The sequence below is a fragment of the Streptomyces sp. NBC_00433 genome, assembly GCA_036015235.1.
Taxonomy (GTDB): Bacteria; Actinomycetota; Actinomycetes; order Streptomycetales; family Streptomycetaceae; genus Actinacidiphila.
Genome location: CP107926.1, coordinates 115574 through 133738, shown reverse-complemented (window position 1 = coordinate 133738; position 18165 = coordinate 115574). Strand labels below are relative to the sequence as shown.

Below are 18165 nucleotides of genomic sequence, written 5' to 3'. Positions count from 1 at the left end.
GCTGCTGGCGGGGACAGGGGCGGCCGGTGGGCGCAGGAGGCGCTGTACTGCCTTCAGTTTCCCCAGCCTCGCCGCGTACGAGGAGTACCGCACCCTGTTCGGCCGCGACCCCGACTTCATCGAAGCCGACCGCATCAGGGACGACAGCGGCTGTGTCCTGCGCTACGAACGCACTTTCATGCGCCCCCTGCTCCCCGAGGCCCCTGACCGCCGCGCGCATCAGAGGCAGCCGCTGCGCCGGTAGCCGGCGCTGCCCCTGCGGTCCCGTCGCTCAGGGGCAGGAGCTGACGCCCAGTCCTGAGCGACCGGCGCGACGTGAGGAACTGCATCGCCGGACCGGTGCGTCGGCGCCGCTTCTTCTGCGGGCCCAACTGCGCGCGAGCGCCTACCGGCTGCGCCGCCGGCGCGAGCGGGCCCACACGCTGGTGACGATCCTGGTCGACAGACGCCCCGGCGGGGGAGTTCCCGCGCACCACCACCGGCCGCCAGGACCGGCTGCCGGCCTGGCAGAGGTTCGTACCGGTGGCGATGAGGCGCACGGCCACCGGTTCGGTCCGCAGAGGTGCGTTGCCCCCTTTTCCGACGCCGCCGGGCAGGAGAACCCGGCGCGCCTCACCCCCGCTCGTGTGTTCTGCTTTCTGCTTTCTGCTGCTTCTGCGCGGATGTCGGCCGACAGATGGCTTCTCCTTTGCACTCCCATGCGTTGTCATGAGCATGTTGGTCAGGTGCTCCACCCTCCCGAGAGGAGCTCATCAGCGTGAGAAGCCCGAAAACCGCAGCAGCGATCTTCGCCGCCGGCGCGGCCCTGGTCCTGGGCGGCGGCCTCGGCACCGCCGCCGCGAGTTCTCCGGACGCCGCGGGCCTCGGCCCGGCGGCGGTCGGCGTCTGCAGTTCGACCGCGGTGTCCGGTCAGTCGGTCCGGGGCGCCCTGTCCCAGGACGAGGTGCACCGGCTGCTCTCCCCCCTGACGTCGCAGCACCGCGCGCAGTACGGGATCCCCGACAAGGGCCCGCTCGGCGCCGGAGCCGGCGGCGCCGCCGTCCGGCCGCTGGTCAGCATCCACCCGGCGCAGGGCACCGCCTTCAAGTCGGCGTCCGGCTCGGACGGCTCCTGCGCCACGCAGTCGGTCTCCACCCAGCTCACTGTCAGGAACAGCGCCACCACCATCTACACCCCGACCATGTACCCGCCCGGCGGCTCCTGCGTCGAACTGGTCACGGTCTACACGCCGACTGTCCGCTCCGTATCCGCCTGGGACTGGTGCCGGAGCGTCAACTTCGCGGCCTCGGTGCCCATCAACAGCTCTTTCCTGAGCACCTACACGAACGGCAGCGGTGCCTACACCGGACGGGTCGTCAAGACCCCGGCCTCCGGCAACACCTGGACCGCGGCGCTCTACAACTACGCGGCCGGCCGGTGGGACACCCTCTTCACGCAGTCCGGGACCAACCAGTCCGGGCGCACCGACGGCTGGGACATCGAGGAGCTGTACTCCTCGGTCGGCACATCCGGACGAGCGTACTCCTGCGACGACATGGCCGGCCTGACCTTCGAGTCCAGCAACATCGCGGTACGCAAGAACGGCACCTGGTCCACCGCGACCTCCGCGAACTCCGACACTCACTACGACCAGCCGAACAGCGCCTTCTACTGCCCGACCCGCAGCTATCAGATGATCAGCACCTACGACCACTGGAAAGCCGTGGGCTGACCGCTCCCCGCTCCCGGTGCGCCCCGAAACCCGGGGCCCACCGGGAGGCCGGCCGTCCTCTCCCGGCGGGCAACTGCCGGCGGCCCCGGCTTCGGGGCCGGAGCCGGGCAGCCGGACCGCTGACGCGGGCGAAAGGCGCGGGTCGGACGCAAGCCCGGTGCCGTACATCCTCGTTGCCGTCTCGGCTGAACCTCTCCACCGGCTCGGGCGTGGACTCGGGGTCGTCCAAGCTCACGGTCGGCCTGGCTTCTCCCGCGACGACCGAGCGCCACGCAGCCAGGACCCGCACGCCCCGAGTCTCTTGTGACCGCCTCGGCAACGGTCGGAGCGAGCAGGGCGTCACGGTCTGCGTCGGCCCCGGCCGCCCTGCGACTGGTGGCAGGCGTCGACGTCGCGGCCTGCCGGCGGGTCGACGGCGGCAGCGGGCTGCTGCCCGCCGGCGGGGGCGAGGGAGGCCGGCAGGTGGAGCTTCTCGGCGGCGTCGCTGTCCTGGTCCGGGTAGTAGAGCACGAGCAGCAGGTCTCCGACGGCGAGCTTCTCGCGGTTGAGGCGCGGTTCGCCCACGACCGGATGGTTGACGGTGCTGGTGCAGCCGAGCGCTTTGATGTCGTGCCGTGCCCACAGGGTGCGGAAGCGGTTGCTGGCCAGGGACAGCTCGCCGACGAGTTCGACCGACCGGTTCCCGGCCCGGCCACCGATGGCTACCCCCGGCAACGGACGATCGATTGTCGGCTTCGTCCAAGGCGTCGGCGCCGGAGGCGCCACCGCGGCGCGTCGTCCGCGCTGATCGACTTCGCGCCGGAGAACCCCGGTCGTGGCGAGTTCGCCGGCACGTCCATCCCCGGCTTCGCGCTGGGCGCCGAGCGCGTCCTACCTCGCGCCGGGCCCGAAACCCACCGCCACCCTCGGGTGCCGGAACCAGCCGATGACCGGGAGGTGCGTTGACATGGCTAACGCCACTAGCTTATGGTTAATGCAGTTAGCCAATCCAGTGGAGGAAGTCATGACCGAGCACCTGACCATCGGCGACAACACCATCGCCTACGACCTGATCGGTGAGGGCCCTCTCGTCGTTCTGGCACACGGCCTGGGCGACAGCCGGCACTCCTACCGTTTCGTCGCTCCGGCCCTGGCCGCGGCCGGCTACCGGGTTGCGAACGTCGACGTGCGTGGCTGCGGCGACTCCAGCCTCGGCTGGGACGGTTACAGCCGCTCCGACATCGCCGGCGACCTGGTCGCCCTGGTGCGCCTCCTCGGCGGCCCGGCCGTCATCATCGGCCAGTCGATGAGCGGCGGAGCCGCGACCATCGCGGCCGCCACCGCGCCCGACCTGATCGCCGGCGTCATCGAACTGGCACCGTTCACCCGCAAACAGCTGAACGACCTCGGCGGACTAATGCGGGTGAAGCGCTACCGGTCCGGTGCCACCCGGATGGCGCGGGTCGCCCTGCTGGGAAGCCTGCCGGCCTGGAAGAAGTACCTCGACCTGGCGTACCCGGCCAAGCCCGCCGACTGGGACGGCGAACTGGCCCGCATCGAGGCCAAGATGAGCGAGCCCGGCCGGATGAAGGCTCTGCAGGCCATGTGCCAGTCCGCCGCCGACGCCGGCGCGCAGTTGCCCAACGTCGCCTGCCCGGTCCTGGTGATCGAGGGCAGCGCCGACCCCGACTGGGCCGACCCGCGCGCCGAGGGCGAGCGGATCATCGCCGACCTGCCCCAGGGCCTCGGCGAACTGGCGGTCATCGAGGGCGCCGGCCACTACATGCACGCCCAGACACCCGAGAAGGTCGTCGCGCTGGCCCTGCCCTTCCTGGCCAGGACGCTGACCCTTGCCTAGGGCCGGACTGTCCCCGGCGTCGATCACCGAGGCCGGCGCCACGCTGGTCGACGAGATCGGGTTCGCCCAGCTCAGCATGGGCCTGGTCGCCGAACGGCTCGGGGTCAAGACCCCCTCGCTCTACAAGCACATCACCGGTCAGGCCGACCTCGCCCACCGGATCGCCGTCCTGGCCGCGACCGAACTCGGCGACGCCATCCGCGACGCGACACAGGGCCGCGCCGGCGGCGACGCCCTCGCCGCCGCCGCGCAGGCCATGCGCGCATATGTGCGAGAACATCCCGGCCGGTACACGGCAGTCAACAGCGCACGCCCGGACGGGCCCGACGACCCGTTCGTCCCCGCCGGCAACCGGGCGCTCAGCTCCCTCTCGGCCGTGCTGCGCGGATACCACCTGGACCCCGCCCAGGAGGTCCACGCCCTGCGGATGCTGCGCAGCATGCTGCACGGGTTCTCGACCCTCGAAGTCGCAGGCGGCTTCCAGTACGACACAGACGCCGACGACAGCTTCACCTGGATGATCACCTTCATCGACCAGGGACTCCAGGCCACCACGCCAACCCCCGGGCCCGCAGCGCCCACCCGCTGACGAACGACAGGCGGCCACTCCTGTGATCGACAAGAATCCGTCCCGGAACGACTATGCCCGAGGGGCACTGCGATTCCTCACCGAACTCATCGCGTGGGTGGGCGCTCCCTGGGCCCTGTGGCCGCACTCGACAGCCCTGGCGATAGGCGCCGTGGCGATACTGATCGGGCTGCCCGCGCTCTTCAGCACGCCGGGCGACAGGCCCGGCGGCGGCACACCCGTACCGGTGCCCGGTATCGTGACGATCCTCCTGGTGCTGATGCAGCTCGCAGCCGCCACAGCGGCAACGTGGGCGCTCTGGCCCTGGTGGGCCGCCACCGCGGCGACCGTGCTGTGCCTGACCGTGACAGTCACCGAACAACCGCGCTGGCGCCGGCTGCTCAGCGCGCCGGGCAGCCCCACCGGAGCGCGACCTGGAAGGTCGTCATGACCGACTCCCCGTCCGCAGCCGCACCGTCGACCTGGGGCCGTAGGGCGGACAGCCGCGCTTCTCGGTGCAGTCAGCCAGGACCGGCGTAAGGTCCGGCACATCGTCGACCAGGGCGACGAACCGGGCCAGGTGGTCCTGGGGCAGCCGGTCGTCCGGCGACGGGGGATCAGCAGAACCTGGGCGGGTCGAACCGGTACCGGGGGAGGGGAGGGCCCGAGCGATCCGTCATGCGTGAGGCGGGCTTCGCCGGGCAGAGTTCGTGAGCCGTTCGGCGAGAGCTTCGACGAGGCCGCGGAGCTCATCTGGGCGTTCGACGATGAAGGGCCGGTCCAGCGAGGCGAGGACAGCCGGCAGCCAGTCGAGCCGTTCCACCCGGAGTCCGACGCGGGACCAGCGCACGGCCTGCGGATCTGCGCCGCTCGGGGAAGGGAGTTCCTCCACGATCGCGATGCCGGCGGGAAGCCGGGTGTGGATCTGCTCGGCCGTCCCCTGGATCCGCAGGGCCACCTCATGCCGGTACGGAGCTGTGGCGAGCCCGGTCAGTACGCGCTCCGCCGGGTCGAGTCCGGCGGGCGGTTCGAACGAGCCGGGTAGGGTCCTCACCCCGGCGATGCGATCCAGCCGAAACGTCCGGTCCTCGCCGGCCGTGAGATCCGCAGCCGTGACGTACCACCGGCCCGAGTGGGCGACGACCCCGTGCGGGTGAAGTGTGCGTTCGCTGCGCCGGCCGTCGGCGGCTGTGTACCGGATCGAGATCGGCCGGTGATGGTCGACCGCGTCGGCGATCGCGAGCAGGACCGTGGATTCGGGGGCGACCGCCCCGCCGGGCCGATCCGTGAAGGCAAGGGAGCCGAGCACGGCGTCGAGTCTGCGGCTCAGCCGCTCGGGCAGCACTCGTCGGATCTTGGCCGCCGCCGTCTCACTCGCCGTGTCCGTGGCCAAGCCGGCTCGCCGACCCGCGACCAGGCCGAGCAGCACGGCGAGCGCTTCGTCGTCGCTCAGCATGAGCGGAGGCATGCGGTAACCGGGGGCGAGGCGGTAGCCGCCGTAGCGGCCGCGCACCGACTCGACGGGCACATCGAGGTCGACGAGGTGACCGGCGTATCGCCGCACGGTGCGCTCATCGACGTCGAGCCGATCGGCGAGTTCGGTCACGGTCCGGATGCCGCCCGACTGCAGGAGTTCCAGCAGGGCGAGCACGCGGGCAACGGGGCGAGGCATGCCCCGAAGTCTCCCGCATATACCGGGCGGGTTCCGCCCGGTATTCGTCGTAGCTTGCGATCAGAAGCACCGACGGACCAGGAGAAGACCATGGACTTTGCCTCTATCCGCATCATCACGGGCGACGTCGCCCGCCTCGTCAACTTCTACGAGTGCGCCACCGGAGTATCTGCCGACTGGTCCAACGAGGACTTCGCGGAGCTCAGGACCACCTCGGCCACCCTCGCGATCGGCAGCACCCGCACCGTCCCCCTGTTCGCGCCCGGCTCCGCCCGCCCGGCCGACAACCACAGTGTCATCCTCGAATTCCTCGTCGACGACGTGGACGGCGTGCACAAGAACCTGACCGGCTTCGTGGAGGACTTCGTCAACGAACCCACCACGATGCCCTGGGGCAACCGTTCGCTCCTGTTCCGCGACCCCGACGGCAACCTCGTCAACTTCTTCACCCCCCTCACCCCGGCTGCCATCGAGAAGTTCGCTCGCTGAGCGACAACACCGCCGCCCGGCCTGCATGGTTACGGTCCGGCAAGGATGGCGTCCGCACCCGGGACGAGCGGGCACCGGGTGACGTGAGCGGGGACGGAGTCTGACAGTGGGCGATCGTGGTACGGAGTTCGCGCGGGTGCCGGGGAGCCGGCCGGCGGTCGGCCACTTCCTGCGGTTGCGTCGGGACCCGCTGGGCTTCCTGGACTCGCTGCCGGAGTACGGGGACCTGGTGCAGGTGCGGCTCGGCCCCTGGCGGGCGTTCGTGGCCTGCCACCCGGACGTGGCCCACGAGGTGCTGACCGACTTCCGGCGCTTCGACCGCACCGGCCCCGTCTACGACAAAGTGCGCCAGGCCATGGGCGCGGGTCTCGCGACCGCCAAATACCACGATCACCGCCGGCAGCGACTGGTGATGCAACCGGCCTTCCGGCACGAGCACCTGCGCGGCTACGTCGAGGTGATGCGCGACCAGGTGACCGCGGCCACCTCCGACTGGCGGGACAGCCAGGTACTCGACCTCACCGAGGCCATGTTCGACCTCACCACCAGGGTGGCACTCGCCACGCTGTTCTCGTCCCGACTGGACGGACAGCAGGCGCGAGAACTGCGGAACGCCTTCGACGTCTTCCTCAGCGGCCTCACCTCCCGGGCGGCACTGCCCGGCATCGGCCGGTTGCCGACGCCGGGCAACCGCCGCTACGCACGGGCCCTCGCACACTGGCAGGCCCAGGTGCGCCGGCTCATCGCGGGCTACGGCGAGCCGGGCACCGGACAGGACGACCTGATGTCGCGGCTGCTGGCAGCCCGGGACGAGGAGGGCCGCGCACTGTCGCACCAAGAGCTCTCCGACCAGGTCGCCGTGCTGCTGCTGGCCGGCGGGGAGACGACGTCGTCGGCTGTGGTGTGGGCCGTCCACCTGCTGTCGGGCCGCCCGGACGTCCTCGCCGCGGTACGGGCCGAGGCGGACGAGGTGCTCGCCGGGCGGGCGGCGGGCTTCGCGGACCTGCCACGACTGAAGCTGATCGGCCGGGTCGTGAAGGAGACCCTGCGGCTCTACCCGCCGGGCTGGCTGACACTGCGGACCGCCACACGCGACACCACACTGGGCGGCCACCGACTGGCGGCAGGCAGCATGGTGCTGGTCAGCCCCTACCTCCTGCACCGCCGGGAGGAATTCCACCACGATGCCGCCCACTTCGAACCGGACCGCTGGCTCGCAGGCACACCGCCCACGCGCGGCGCCTACCTGCCCTTCGGCGCGGGCGCCACCAAATGCATCGGGGAGGAATTCGGTCAGGCGGAGGCGACCGTGATCCTGGCGTCCCTGCTGGGCCGGTGGGAGCTGACGCCGATCGGAGGGCCGGTCACATGCTCGGCCCGGCTTGTCCTCTCGCCGGCGTCATTCCCGGTGCGGCTCATCGCACGGTCTGCCACCGGCTGAGCGGACAGGACCCAGCCCCGACGACTGCGCCCACCACCAGTGCCCCGGGCGGCCCGGGTACCGCCTTGCAGCCCGACCCCGGACCGCCGGCAGCGGGCCCGACGGGAAGAACCGGTCCGCGGCCACTCCCCATCACCGCTCGCCCCAGCCGCCGGTTTGCCGAATCCGCCCAGGGGCACGCGGCCACCATGACCGACGAGACGACCGAAATACCCGCCGAAGAACACCTGCTCCTCAGTGCCGACACCAACGGCGATGGAAGACCCGACGTCTGGATGAGCGACACCACCGGCGACGGCAAGGCCGACCTGTACCAGTTCGACACCACCGGAGACGGCACCGTGGACGTCACCATCGTCGAGGACACCAGTCACGGCGAAGCCGAGCGCACCGTCATAGAGGGCGACGGAGGCCACCCCCTCCCGGCTTGACCGCCCCTGCCCGCCTCCCCCTCTTCCGGTTGCCGGGGCAGAGTGCGGCTCGTGAACTCGGCACAGGGTCACGCTGTCGGTGCCGCCGTGAGGTTGCTCCGCCTTTGACGGAGCAACAGGCGGTGCATCCCCAGGATGCGGGCACGGTCCGGCCGATCGCTGCGAGGCCGAAGGCCTGGCGCAGCAGGGGGGCTTCCGGCCGCACCGTCCCCCGCAAGGCGTAGCGGACCTCCGCGAGCACCCGCCGGCTGTGCTGGGTCCACTGGGACATCCGCCCCAGGCAGGCCCGCAGCGCCTGCAGCACCGCGCAGTCGGTCCCCGCCGTCGCGCACGCCGCGGCCCGTATCCCGCTCGATCCGCTTCCGCGTGGGAGGACCACAACGCGTCGCTGTCCGGGTTCGGGTTCAGCGCCACCGGCGCGAGGATCATCCGCTCGCCGAGGTCGGAGGCGCTGCCCGGGGTGACGGGCATGGCGACCAGGGCGGGACCGGCGTCGAAGCCGCGGTGGCCGCGCACAGGTCCAGGGGACGGCCGTCACCGGCGACACCGAACACCGACCGACCGTGCCCGACAACGGTGATGATCTGGACCCGTACGCCGTCGGAGCGGCCCGGACCCGCGCGGCGCGGCAACCATTCGCAAGAGTGGGATACGGCGATCTGCTGTGGCGGCCGAGCGGTGTGTATGCGGCGTCGGATGGTGGATATTGTTGAGGGATTCCAGCTGGTTCCCCTATGTCACGGAGTGAAACAGCCTCACCCCTGGAATACCTCAATGTCTGTCGTGTGGTGACCAAGCCGCTGCTGCTTTCTGGCCGGCATGCGGTTGAGCGGCTGCCGTAGGCGCGGCCGGCTCTGTTCACGAGACGTGAACAGAGCCGGCCCGCAACGCTTCCTCCATCTCGGACCGCGCCTGCTGCTCGGCAGCGCGGGAAGCGGCGACTACGCCGCGGCTTCTTTGCCTGACGATGTCGAGCGTGAGGCGGCGGGGTCTGTCGCGGGCCCAGCCGGTGAGCGGGCCGGTGCAGCCGCCGTCTGCCCAGACCAGGCGGATCGTGCGGTGTGCGGCCCGCGGTCGTTCCAGGAGTGGCGCGGCGGCCGCCGGTGTTCGCCGCGGTGGCCGCGACGACCGGCAACAGGCCGAGGCGGTCCGTGACCATGCCGCTTGCGGCCCGGGACCTTCTTCCCGCCGTCGTAGCCCCGGGTGGCGGCCGGCACCCGGGGATGCTGCCCTCGCGGACCGGGAGTCGATGATCCCGGCGGTCGGCTCGGCGGGCCCGTCGGCCGTCCATCAGCCGCTCCGCTGGATTCCTCACCCCTGATGGTACCTGTCAGGTACCATCAGGGGTATGCCAGCTTTGAACATCACCTTCACCGACGAGGAGCTCGAGGCGGTGCGCGCCGCGGCCGCCGCCGAGGGCAAGAGCCTCAAGCAGTACCTCCACGACCTCGCGCTGCGCGAGCAGCAGCGGGCCCTCTTCGTCCGCTACGCCGCGCACTTCGGCGACCGGCACCGGCGGGAGTTCGACGAGGCCTTCCCCGACGAGGTCCCGCCGGCCGCCGCCCGCCGGAGCGAAGCTGCCTGATGCCGCCGGTGCTCCACATCGACGTGCCCTGGCTGCTGGACGTCCAGGAGCAGGCGCTGCCCGAGGACGTGACGGTGGCCGACTACTCCGCGCTGGTCGCGGCCGTCGCGCGCCACAAGACGAAGATCCCCCGGCATGACGCCTCCACCCCCGACCCGGCCTGGCGGGCAGCCGCGCTCCTGCACACCCTGGTACGCCTGGAGCCCCTGCCGTACCGCAACTCCCTGTACGCCTGCCAGGTCGCCGCCGCCTACATGCACGCCTCCGGCGAAGGCATCGACCCCCCCTACGGCGCCCTGGTGGACCTGGTCCGCGACATCCAGTCCCGAAAAGCCGACCTCTTCGCCGCCGCCGACCGCATCCGCACCTGGCGGATCTGACCCACCCACCGCCCGCTGGTAAATCTGCTAGCGATCACTGGGTGAGTAGCGCGCTGACTTGGGGATCCGGTGGACGTTCCAGGATTTTTGCTGTGATCTGGTGTGCCTCTGCGCCGGGGTTCTTGTGAAGCTTCGGAAGCCGGAGAGGCTCTGAGGCGCAAGTTCAGTGATCGTCTCGGAATGCAGTGATCGGCATGGGATTTTCTTGTACCTGCATAGTTGAGGTGGGTCAGTTGGGGCTGGTGCAGGGTCGGATGACACCTTGACCTGTCACCCGCCCCTGCACCAGCCCCATGCTGTCGGGTGGGGTTGTCGCGGAGAGGCCCGGAAGCGGTGACCTGGTGATCACGGGTGGCTTGTTCCTGGTGGGGCAGGGAGGTGTAGCCGCCGTCGACCAGGTGCTCGGCGGGCAGCAGTCCGCGACGCGCGAGGCGGGTGTGGATGCCGGGCAGGACCTTGCTGTCGTGCGTGGTGGCTGCCGTGGTGGCCACGTCCGTGATCACGTTGGGGCTGTCGGGGGCACACGTCTCGGTCAGATGAGCCGAGAAGCCCTTCCAGGTGATGATGTGTCGGTGGCGGGCTTAGTGGGCCGAGATGTCGTAGGGCGAGACGATCGCCCGGGCCCGCCTTCGCGCTCGGCGGTGCGCCAGCGCAGGCGGCTCGCAGCGTCGTGGTGGTAGTTCTGCAGCATGATCTGGCGCAGGGCCTGGACGCAGGGGCCGAACGCCCGATTCGCTCACACCGCTCACACCGCCTACACCGCCACTTGGCACCCGCCGCTGACGGCTCGCGCAGACCGCTTCGAGCCGGTGGAGGGCGCTGTGCCGCAGCTGAGCGTCCACGCCCGGGCGGGTGGCCACCAGCATCCGCCTCAAGGCACTCCTGCGGGCCTCCAGGGCCCCGGCCGGACCCGTCCAACCGGCCCGCGCCGCACGCGGGGGAAGCCGTCGCCGACCGACCAGGCGACCGCCGCGGCGCCGTACGAGCGGCTGCAGTTCGCCGACCCGCCGCCGACGGCCAGGAGGCCCAGGAGGACCAGGAGCAGCAGCTGGCGCTGAGCCCGGAGCGGCTGGCCCGGCTCGAGGAACTGCAACGCCGGATCGACGGGATCGCCCGCGAGACACCGAAGCCCAAGCCGAGCGAGCACCGCGGCGAGACCGCGGCACCGCCGCGCCGACCGGACTACCGGCGGCACTTCTGAGGCCGTCACCTCACGCGGCGCTGCAGCGCGGGCCCACGCGGCCAAGCAGACGACGGTACGCCCTGACCTGAAAACGGAATAAGACCGTTCTGTCGTCTACGGGCGGCTTCGTCAATGAGTGCAGGGGCTGGCGTAGGTCGTGGGTATATTTCGACGTTCGAATATGTTCGTCCTGTTGGGTTGTTATGTTCCCGGCGGTGGGTGCGGCTGCGCTGCCGCACGCTGTGCGTTCGGGGCTGAGCCGGATGTTGCGCCCACTGTCGAGATGTCATCCGTTGAGCGAGCACGCGGGGTTCTGTGTGCCCGCGTGCGGAGGGGCGTTGCGTATGTGGCTTTCCAGGAGAACCCGCGGCAGGCGAGCGTGGGGCAGTACGGCCCTGGTCATGGTGGTGGCGCTGGGGTTAGGCGCCGGTTCGGTGGGCGCGGCCGCGGCCGCGCCGCAAAGGTCGAGCGTGGCGGCGCAGGCGCTGCAGGCCCCGATGGTCGACTCGGTGCAGCCGTTCGCCTCCGGCACGGTGCATGTGACCGTGACCGCGGGCGACACCGCACAGGAAGCGGTCGCCCGCGTCGACGTCCACGCCTACGCGCTGGACGACAACGGTGATCCCACCGGGGCGCCGGTGGCCAGCGGGCACGTGCTCAACCCGGACCCGGCCAACCCGCCGGTGGTCAAGGTCGCGGGCCTGACCAACGACGTCAACTACGCCTTCGAGGCCACCGAGACCACCGCCGGCGGGGCGCTGTCGGGCGTCTCGACGCCGTTCGTCGGCGGCCCGCAGACCCCGAAGCCGCCGCTGGCACCGACGCTGGCCACCGTCCTGGGACGGGACACCAAGCTGCTGGTCGTGTGGAACCCGGCCAACCCCAACGGCTCGCCGGTGACCTCCTACACGGTCACCGCGACACCCAACGGCCCCGGTACCAGCGTGACCGCGAACGTGGACGGCACCGCGATCCACACCACCTTGACCGGGCTGGTCAACGGCAAGTACTACTCCGTGGCGGTCACCGCCACCAACGCGGCCGGCACCTCGCCGGCCGGCAAGTCCGACAGCCAGACCGTCGGTGCCGAGGCGAACGGCACGGTCGCCGCCCGCCCCGCGTACACCTCCAGCGCCCCGCAGGACGTCTCCGCCGGACCGCCCCCGCCCGGCGCCGACGGCAGCCAGCCCGCCCCCAACTCCCTCCAGGTCAGCTGGGATCCGCCGCTGGACGACGGCGGCCACACCATCACCGCCTACACCGTGGACGCGGCCGCACCCGGCCAGCCGCCGATCGTGGCGACCGTGCCTGCCACCACCACCAGCACGACGCTGACCGGCCTGGCCCCGGACGTCGAGTACAAGATCACCGTCACCGGCACCCAGCACAACGGGCAGCTCAGTGCCACCAGCACCCCGGTGACCGCGGCACCCCACCCGATCCTGGCTCCGGGAACGGTGGTCCTGTCCGACGCGTCCGTCGCGGCCATCACCCAGGTGACCGACACCACCGTGGTCTTCACCGATCCGCCCGCCCAGGTCACCGCACTGGCGGTGAAGAACATCATCGCCGTCGGCGGGAGCACCAACCCGCTGGCCCACTCCGGCCTGCTGCGCGTCGTGGACAAGATCAGCGTCTCGGGCGGCACGGTCACCCTCACCACCAGCCAGGCCGCACTGCAACAAGCCTTCCGGTCGCTGGACTTCACCGCCCACGGCAACCAGGCGACCTCCGGCGCCCAGGGCTACCAGATCCAGATGCTCAACCCGAACTTCCAGGCATCGGTGGCGCCGCAGGTGGCGATCCCCATCGCCAACAAGACCTTCACCCTGGACCTGGCCGAGAAGCTCGCGAACGACCCCAAGGGCAAGGAGCGGCTGGGCAACCCCAAGGTCACCGCCAAACTGACCGCCGCACTGAGCCTGACCACCAACTGGGAGGCCAACGCCAGCTTCCAGGACGACCCGAACGGCTCGTGGTACTCCACCAAGACCTTCACCTACGACTTCTCCGCCACCGCGACCGCGAAGGCGTCGATCAAAGGCGAGCTGGGCATCGTCTACAAGCACGAGACGCAGCGCGAGGAGCTGCTGAGGCTCAAGCCGGCCGGTACCGGCTGTGTGATCGTCTACGCGATCGCGTTCTGCCCCTCGCTGACGATCTACACCCAGACCTCGATCGACGGCTCGATCACGTTCACCTTCGACGCCACCTACGAGCGGACCATGGGCGGCAAGGTCCACCGCGACAGCAGCGGGAACACGCACAAGACCGACCTGACCAAGGACGCGGTCACCACGTTCAACTACGACCTGAACGCCGCGGCGAAGGTCACCTTCGCGTTCCCCGTGTCGCTCAAGATCCTCATCTACGACGTCGCCGGGCCCGAGCTGGAGGTCACACCCTCCATCGACATCGCGGCGGACACCGCAGCCAACCCGTGGCTGAAGGTGACCGCGCCACTGAAAGTCTCGGTGTTCTTCCTCCTGGACTTCAAACTCACCACGTTCTCCTTCGGCGGCGTCGTCTACAACACGACGTTCCCGCTCTACCAGTCCGCCGGGGCGTTCCCGATCCCGTCCCTGTCCAGCGCTCCCGCGGCCGCCGCCGAGAGCCCGCGCACCGCGGCCAAGTCCGCCGGCTCGACGGTGGTCGCGGCCGCCGCGGCAGCCGCCAGGCAGTACGCCGTCACCTGGCCGGCGACCTGCGACCCCGCGCAGGGCGTCGTCTGGTCGATGGCGGCCGGCTCGCTGGGCACGGTGAGCCAGAGCGGCCTTTACACCCCGCCCGCCAACCCCGGAAGCAACTTCACCGACCTGATCAACGCCACCACCGCCGGCACGGCCGGCTGCCCCTCCGTCGTCACCCAGGCCGCCTACCACCACGGGGCGAGCCTGCCCGCCGCCCCGCACTCCGCGGCGATCAGCGCGGACGGCTCCACCGTGACCTGGACCGCTCCCGCCGACGGCGGCAGCCCCATCCAGGAGTACCTGGTCACCGTCGTGAACAACCCCGGCGACCCGGCCGGCTCCGAGACCGTCCTGGGTACCGCGCCCGGCACCGCCACCTCGCTGGCGATCCCCGCCGACCGCATCCCGCAGATCGAGGCCGGACACGCCAGCGTCCAGGTCACCGCGGTCAACAGCCGCGGCCAGGGCCCCGCCTCCGCCCTTTCACCGCCGGCTCCCGCCACCAACCCGCTGCCCGTCCTGACCACCTCGACGGCGACCGCGGGCGGCGGCAGCATCACCGTGACACCCGACGTCTACAACCTCGGTGGCAGCGATGCCACCAACGTCTCCTACCGGCTCACCTACCCGGCCGTCTTCACCAACCCCACCGCCCCCTCCTCGTGCACGGTCAACACCGCGAGCCGCACCCTCACCTGCGACACGGGAGCCATCCCCGCCGGCACCGACAAGATCACCCCGCTGATCTCCTTCACGGTGGGCGCCATGACACCCGGCACGAGCCACCCCCTCACCCTCACCCGCACCGCCGCCAGCCCCTACCCCAGCGACCCCAACAACGGCGTCGACACGCTCACCTGCAAAGCCGACACCGCACTGAAGGTCACCTGCTCCTGACACTCCTCCGCACCAGCCGGCCGAACCCGCCGGAGACGGACACCTAGCAACACGCTGGGAGCGACCAACAAGCCGGCCCCACCGCCGCACGGCGGTGGGGCCGGTGGGGCCGGTGGCAAGGGAACACAGCTCAGCGTGATGCGACCCTTGTCTCCAGGTCGCTACGGCACGACTCCTTAGGCCATGTCGCTGCGCCTACGGGCGATATGCATCCCAGGCGATATCCCGTTGTCCGGATCGGGAGCCGCCTCCGCCGCCAGCGAGCCGCCCCCGCAGCGGTCCCCGCCGCTGTCCACCCGCGGGGACCGCCCCGGGGCGGGGAGGACGCCGTGCCGCAGTCGAGCGTTCACGACCGGGCGGTGCCACCGGCATCAGCCTGCAGGCCCTTGTGCGGGCCTCCAGGACCCCGGCCGGACTCGTCCAAACCGGCCCGTGCGGCGCGCGTCGGTAAGCCGTCGCCGACGGACCAGGCGAGCGCCGCGGTGCTGTGCGAGCAGTTGCAGTTCGCCGATCCGGCCGGGCGGACGACGACGGCCAGGAGGACCAGGAGCGGCAGTTGGTGCTCTCCCCGGAGCGGCTGGCCTGGCTCGAGGAACTGCAACGCGGATCGGCGGGCTCACCCGCGAGACACCGAAGCCCAAGCCGGGCATGCGCCGCAGCGAGACCGCTACCCCGCCGCCCCAACCCGGCTACAGGCGGCCCGGCTGAGGCCGGCGCCTCACGCGGCGGTGCGCAGGGGCCGGTCGGGGCGGCACAGCGGGCAGGGGGCTGCGTCGTCGCGTGTCAGGACGGCGCGGGCCTGCTCGGTGCTGGCGGGCCGGGCGAGGTCGCGGGCCGCGTGGCATTCGCCGCGGTGCACGATGCGGGCCGGCCCGCGCTCGGGCCCGGAGTACACCTTCTCTTCGACTTTCCAGGCCGGGGTGGTGCCGGGCCGCTCGGTGGGCACCTGGTCGTAGGGCTGGCCGTCGACCGGCTCGCACAGGGCGGCCGGTGCGCGGAAGTCGACCGGGGCGGGCAGGACCAGGAGCCGGCCCCGGTCGCTGCCCTGGCTGGGCAGGTGGATCTGCAGGTCGTACCACCAGCCGTCGGGTTCCCTGCGCCGGGATTTCACCACGGCGTACAGGTGCTGCCCGTCCGGGAGGGTGACGTCGACCAGCGGCCCGTCGCCCTGCGGCAGCGCGGCCGGCTGCCTTTCGCCGTGCTCCTGGTCCCGGTCGTCGCTCACCTCTCCAACCTAGTTCGATTCTCCGTTCGATTCCATGTGTGGAACGCTCCCCGCCGCCGCACCCGGGCCGCGTTCCACGGACATCACTACCGCAGGTCACAGCCGTGGAACGGTGGAGCGGCGACCCGGATCAGCAGGTGGGCAACCCGGGCGGCTACCCACCTGCTGGTCCCGTGGAACGCCACGCAAGGGCGGGTAACTCCATATAACGGTGGGGAACGGGGCAATCGCGGCGTCATGGAACTCCGCCGACCGTGCGGGCGGGCTACCGGCGGGCGTTCGCCGCCGGCCGCCGCGGCCGCGGTGGCGGGTGGGGGCGTGGTGGCGGGTGGGGGCGTGGGTCGGCCGGGGACGGCTGGCCCACACCTCGGGTGCTACGGGGTGAAGTTGGCGTCGATGACCTGGTAGAAGGCGTGGCCGGTGTCGGCGACCTCCCACACGCCGAGGATGACGTGGTATCCGGAGCGGTGCGGCAGCGTGATCGTGTGCGGCTTGTCGAGGTTCGGGTCGTTCTCAGCGGGGGGCATCTCGTGGTGGGGGATGTCGCCGTAGGGCTTGTGCGTCGCGAACGGCTCGCTTTCGAACTGCGCGCGGCTCAGGGGGGCGTTGGGGTCCCAGCCTTCCCTGGTGATGAAGTAGTTGAAGCGGCGCGTCCTGTGCTTCATTTTGAAGTTCCACTGGAAGGGGGCGTCGGCGCCCGACTGCAGGTCGACCTTCGGCCAGTCCCTGACCTCGTCGAGCGCGACGGCCGCCGGTTCGCTGCCGCTGCTGGCGATCCGGCCGTCCGGGGGTACCGGCTTGGGACCGCTGGGGTTGTCCGTCGGCACGTCCGGGTCGGACAGCCCGACCTGGTTCACCGGAAAGAACTTGCCGCCTTCCAGCCCGCTGGACGGCCAGCCTCCGTCGAACTCGATGTCCGCGCGGGAGCGCGGGTGTGTCATCCACCCGTGTCGGGGGGCGGCTTCTACGCGATCTTGTGTGGTCATGTCTTCTCTCTGCTCCCCGCCGATGCGCTGGGCGCCGGTGGTGTCCGTTTCGTGCGGGGGCGAAGCGGGCGGCATGGGCCGGCCGCTCTGCTCGCCGCGGAGTAACGAAGGTCACTGTAAGTTACCTTAAGTGGCTGCGATTTCTACGGAGCGTCACTCGAATGAGGCGAGTCCAGGGACGTGAAGCCGGAGAGCGCGGCCATCCCGGCCGGTGTATGCCGAGCGCTCCGGCCCGGGACGGGTGGTTCGTCCGTCCCGGGCCGACCCGTGCTAGCTAGGCGGCATGCCGCCCCTTGACCAACCCCTTGACCACGCTGTGCCATGGTCGGCCGGTCCTTGCGTTTCTCCTGGACAGCGGGGGTTGCCCGGTGGGAACAGACCGCGGACAAGGGGTGCCCGTGCAGGCTGCGGTCCGGCTCGTCGGCGATGGGCACCGGCGGGCGGAAGGGAGTCGCGGTGGCAGGCGCAGAATCGAGCGCGAGGCAGGTGCCCGCGCGGCTGGCGCGGGGTGCATCCCGGAGGGACCCGCAGAGCGGCAGCCGAGTGCACTGCTGGGGCGCGGCAAAGTACATGGAAGCGGCGCGGGGCAGGGTTCGGGCAGGTCAGCAGGTTGGGCAAAGTGCACTGCTGTCGGTGCGAATGGCATGGCGGGCACCGGCTGGTGGTCGCCGGCGGGGTTTCTGCGCGCTGTCGGCCGGTCCCGGGGCAGGCCTCACGGGGTCGGCTACCGCCGCTTCCCCGAGGGTGTCCCCGAGCCAGCACCCAAGGGTGCACCCGACCGCCTCGCGCACGGCCGGAGCGTTCTTCCTGGTCAGGCCCCTTGTCCCGAGGTCACCGGGGATGCCGACAACCCCTTTGCCCTCCACCCTCCTTGGCCGTACCTGGGGAAGGGGACGGTGCGGCGTAGGCGGGCGGCAGGGTGCGAGGGGTCCAGGGCCGGTTTCGGCCTGCGGCGGGCCCGGGCCGGGCCGCTGGCTGCCGCTGATGCGCCGGCCGAAAGGGGGCCGGGGCGGGTTGTCGGCGGCTCAGGCGACCATGGAAGGCCTCCACAGCAGAACGTCGCAGGGGAG

Annotated in this window: 13 protein-coding genes and 3 pseudogenes; 11 read left to right on the top strand and 5 right to left on the bottom strand. The window is 71.2% G+C overall.

Annotated elements, in window-relative coordinates; translation table 11 throughout:
* The first annotated feature begins 52 nt into the window (after positions 1–52).
* Positions 53–244 (top strand): annotated as a pseudogene (locus OG900_00540) (NIPSNAP family protein).
* Between the two features lie 513 nt (positions 245–757).
* Positions 758–1711 (top strand): hypothetical protein, encoded by a 954-nt coding sequence (locus tag OG900_00535; GenBank protein WUH88759.1) that lies wholly within the window; start codon positions 758–760, stop codon positions 1709–1711.
* A 339-nt stretch (positions 1712–2050) separates the two neighbouring features.
* Here the strand turns inward: OG900_00535 and OG900_00530 are convergent.
* Positions 2051–2392 (bottom strand): annotated as a pseudogene (locus tag OG900_00530) (transcriptional regulator).
* A 322-nt stretch (positions 2393–2714) separates the two neighbouring features.
* Here OG900_00530 and OG900_00525 point away from each other — a divergent pair.
* The 3 genes from OG900_00525 to OG900_00515 are packed head-to-tail and all read left to right on the top strand — an operon-like array spanning position 2715 to position 4567.
* Positions 2715–3548 carry an alpha/beta hydrolase gene (locus OG900_00525; protein ID WUH88758.1) on the top strand — a complete coding sequence of 278 codons (834 nt, stop codon included), beginning with the start codon at positions 2715–2717 and terminating at the stop codon, positions 3546–3548.
* Between the two features lie 22 nt (positions 3549–3570).
* The gene (locus OG900_00520) at positions 3571–4137 is read left to right on the top strand and encodes a TetR/AcrR family transcriptional regulator (GenBank protein WUH95569.1); all 567 of its coding nucleotides are present in this window, start codon (positions 3571–3573) and stop codon (positions 4135–4137) included.
* A 22-nt stretch (positions 4138–4159) separates the two neighbouring features.
* Positions 4160–4567 (top strand): hypothetical protein, encoded by a 408-nt coding sequence (locus OG900_00515; GenBank protein ID WUH88757.1) that lies wholly within the window; start codon positions 4160–4162, stop codon positions 4565–4567.
* A 15-nt stretch (positions 4568–4582) separates the two neighbouring features.
* On the opposite strand, the pseudogene OG900_00510 reads toward OG900_00515, so the two are convergent.
* Positions 4583–4752: pseudogene (locus tag OG900_00510) on the bottom strand (IS1182 family transposase).
* 40 nt (positions 4753–4792) lie between these two features.
* A complete protein-coding gene (locus OG900_00505; GenBank protein WUH88756.1) occupies positions 4793–5788 on the bottom strand; it encodes a YafY family transcriptional regulator in 996 nt (331 codons plus the stop codon).
* A 90-nt stretch (positions 5789–5878) separates the two neighbouring features.
* Here OG900_00505 and OG900_00500 point away from each other — a divergent pair, with 90 nt between their 5' ends.
* From OG900_00500 to OG900_00475, 6 genes are all read left to right on the top strand, one after another.
* Positions 5879–6277 (top strand): VOC family protein, encoded by a 399-nt coding sequence (locus OG900_00500; GenBank protein ID WUH88755.1) that lies wholly within the window; start codon positions 5879–5881, stop codon positions 6275–6277.
* Positions 6278–6383: 106 nt separating this feature from the next.
* Positions 6384–7718 (top strand): cytochrome P450, encoded by a 1335-nt coding sequence (locus OG900_00495; protein WUH88754.1) that lies wholly within the window; start codon positions 6384–6386, stop codon positions 7716–7718.
* Positions 7719–7906: 188 nt separating this feature from the next.
* Entirely contained in the window at positions 7907–8149 is a 243-nt protein-coding gene (locus OG900_00490) for a hypothetical protein (protein WUH88753.1), read from the top strand.
* 1348 nt (positions 8150–9497) lie between these two features.
* Entirely contained in the window at positions 9498–9734 is a 237-nt protein-coding gene (locus OG900_00485; GenBank protein ID WUH88752.1) for a hypothetical protein, read from the top strand.
* Complete coding sequence (locus OG900_00480; GenBank protein ID WUH88751.1) at positions 9734–10114, top strand: toxin Doc; 381 nt, start codon at positions 9734–9736, stop codon at positions 10112–10114. Before OG900_00485 ends, OG900_00480 begins: the two co-directional genes overlap by 1 nt.
* Positions 10115–11698: 1584 nt before the next feature.
* Complete coding sequence (locus OG900_00475) at positions 11699–14884, top strand: fibronectin type III domain-containing protein (protein WUH88750.1); 3186 nt, start codon at positions 11699–11701, stop codon at positions 14882–14884.
* 718 nt (positions 14885–15602) lie between these two features.
* Here the strand turns inward: OG900_00475 and OG900_00470 are convergent.
* Positions 15603–16109: a DUF6233 domain-containing protein gene (locus tag OG900_00470; GenBank protein WUH88749.1), complete on the bottom strand. Its 507-nt coding sequence runs from the start codon at positions 16107–16109 to the stop codon at positions 15603–15605.
* Between the two features lie 374 nt (positions 16110–16483).
* Positions 16484–17050 carry a lytic polysaccharide monooxygenase gene (locus tag OG900_00465; protein ID WUH88748.1) on the bottom strand — a complete coding sequence of 189 codons (567 nt, stop codon included), beginning with the start codon at positions 17048–17050 and terminating at the stop codon, positions 16484–16486.
* Positions 17051–18165 lie beyond the last annotated feature (1115 nt).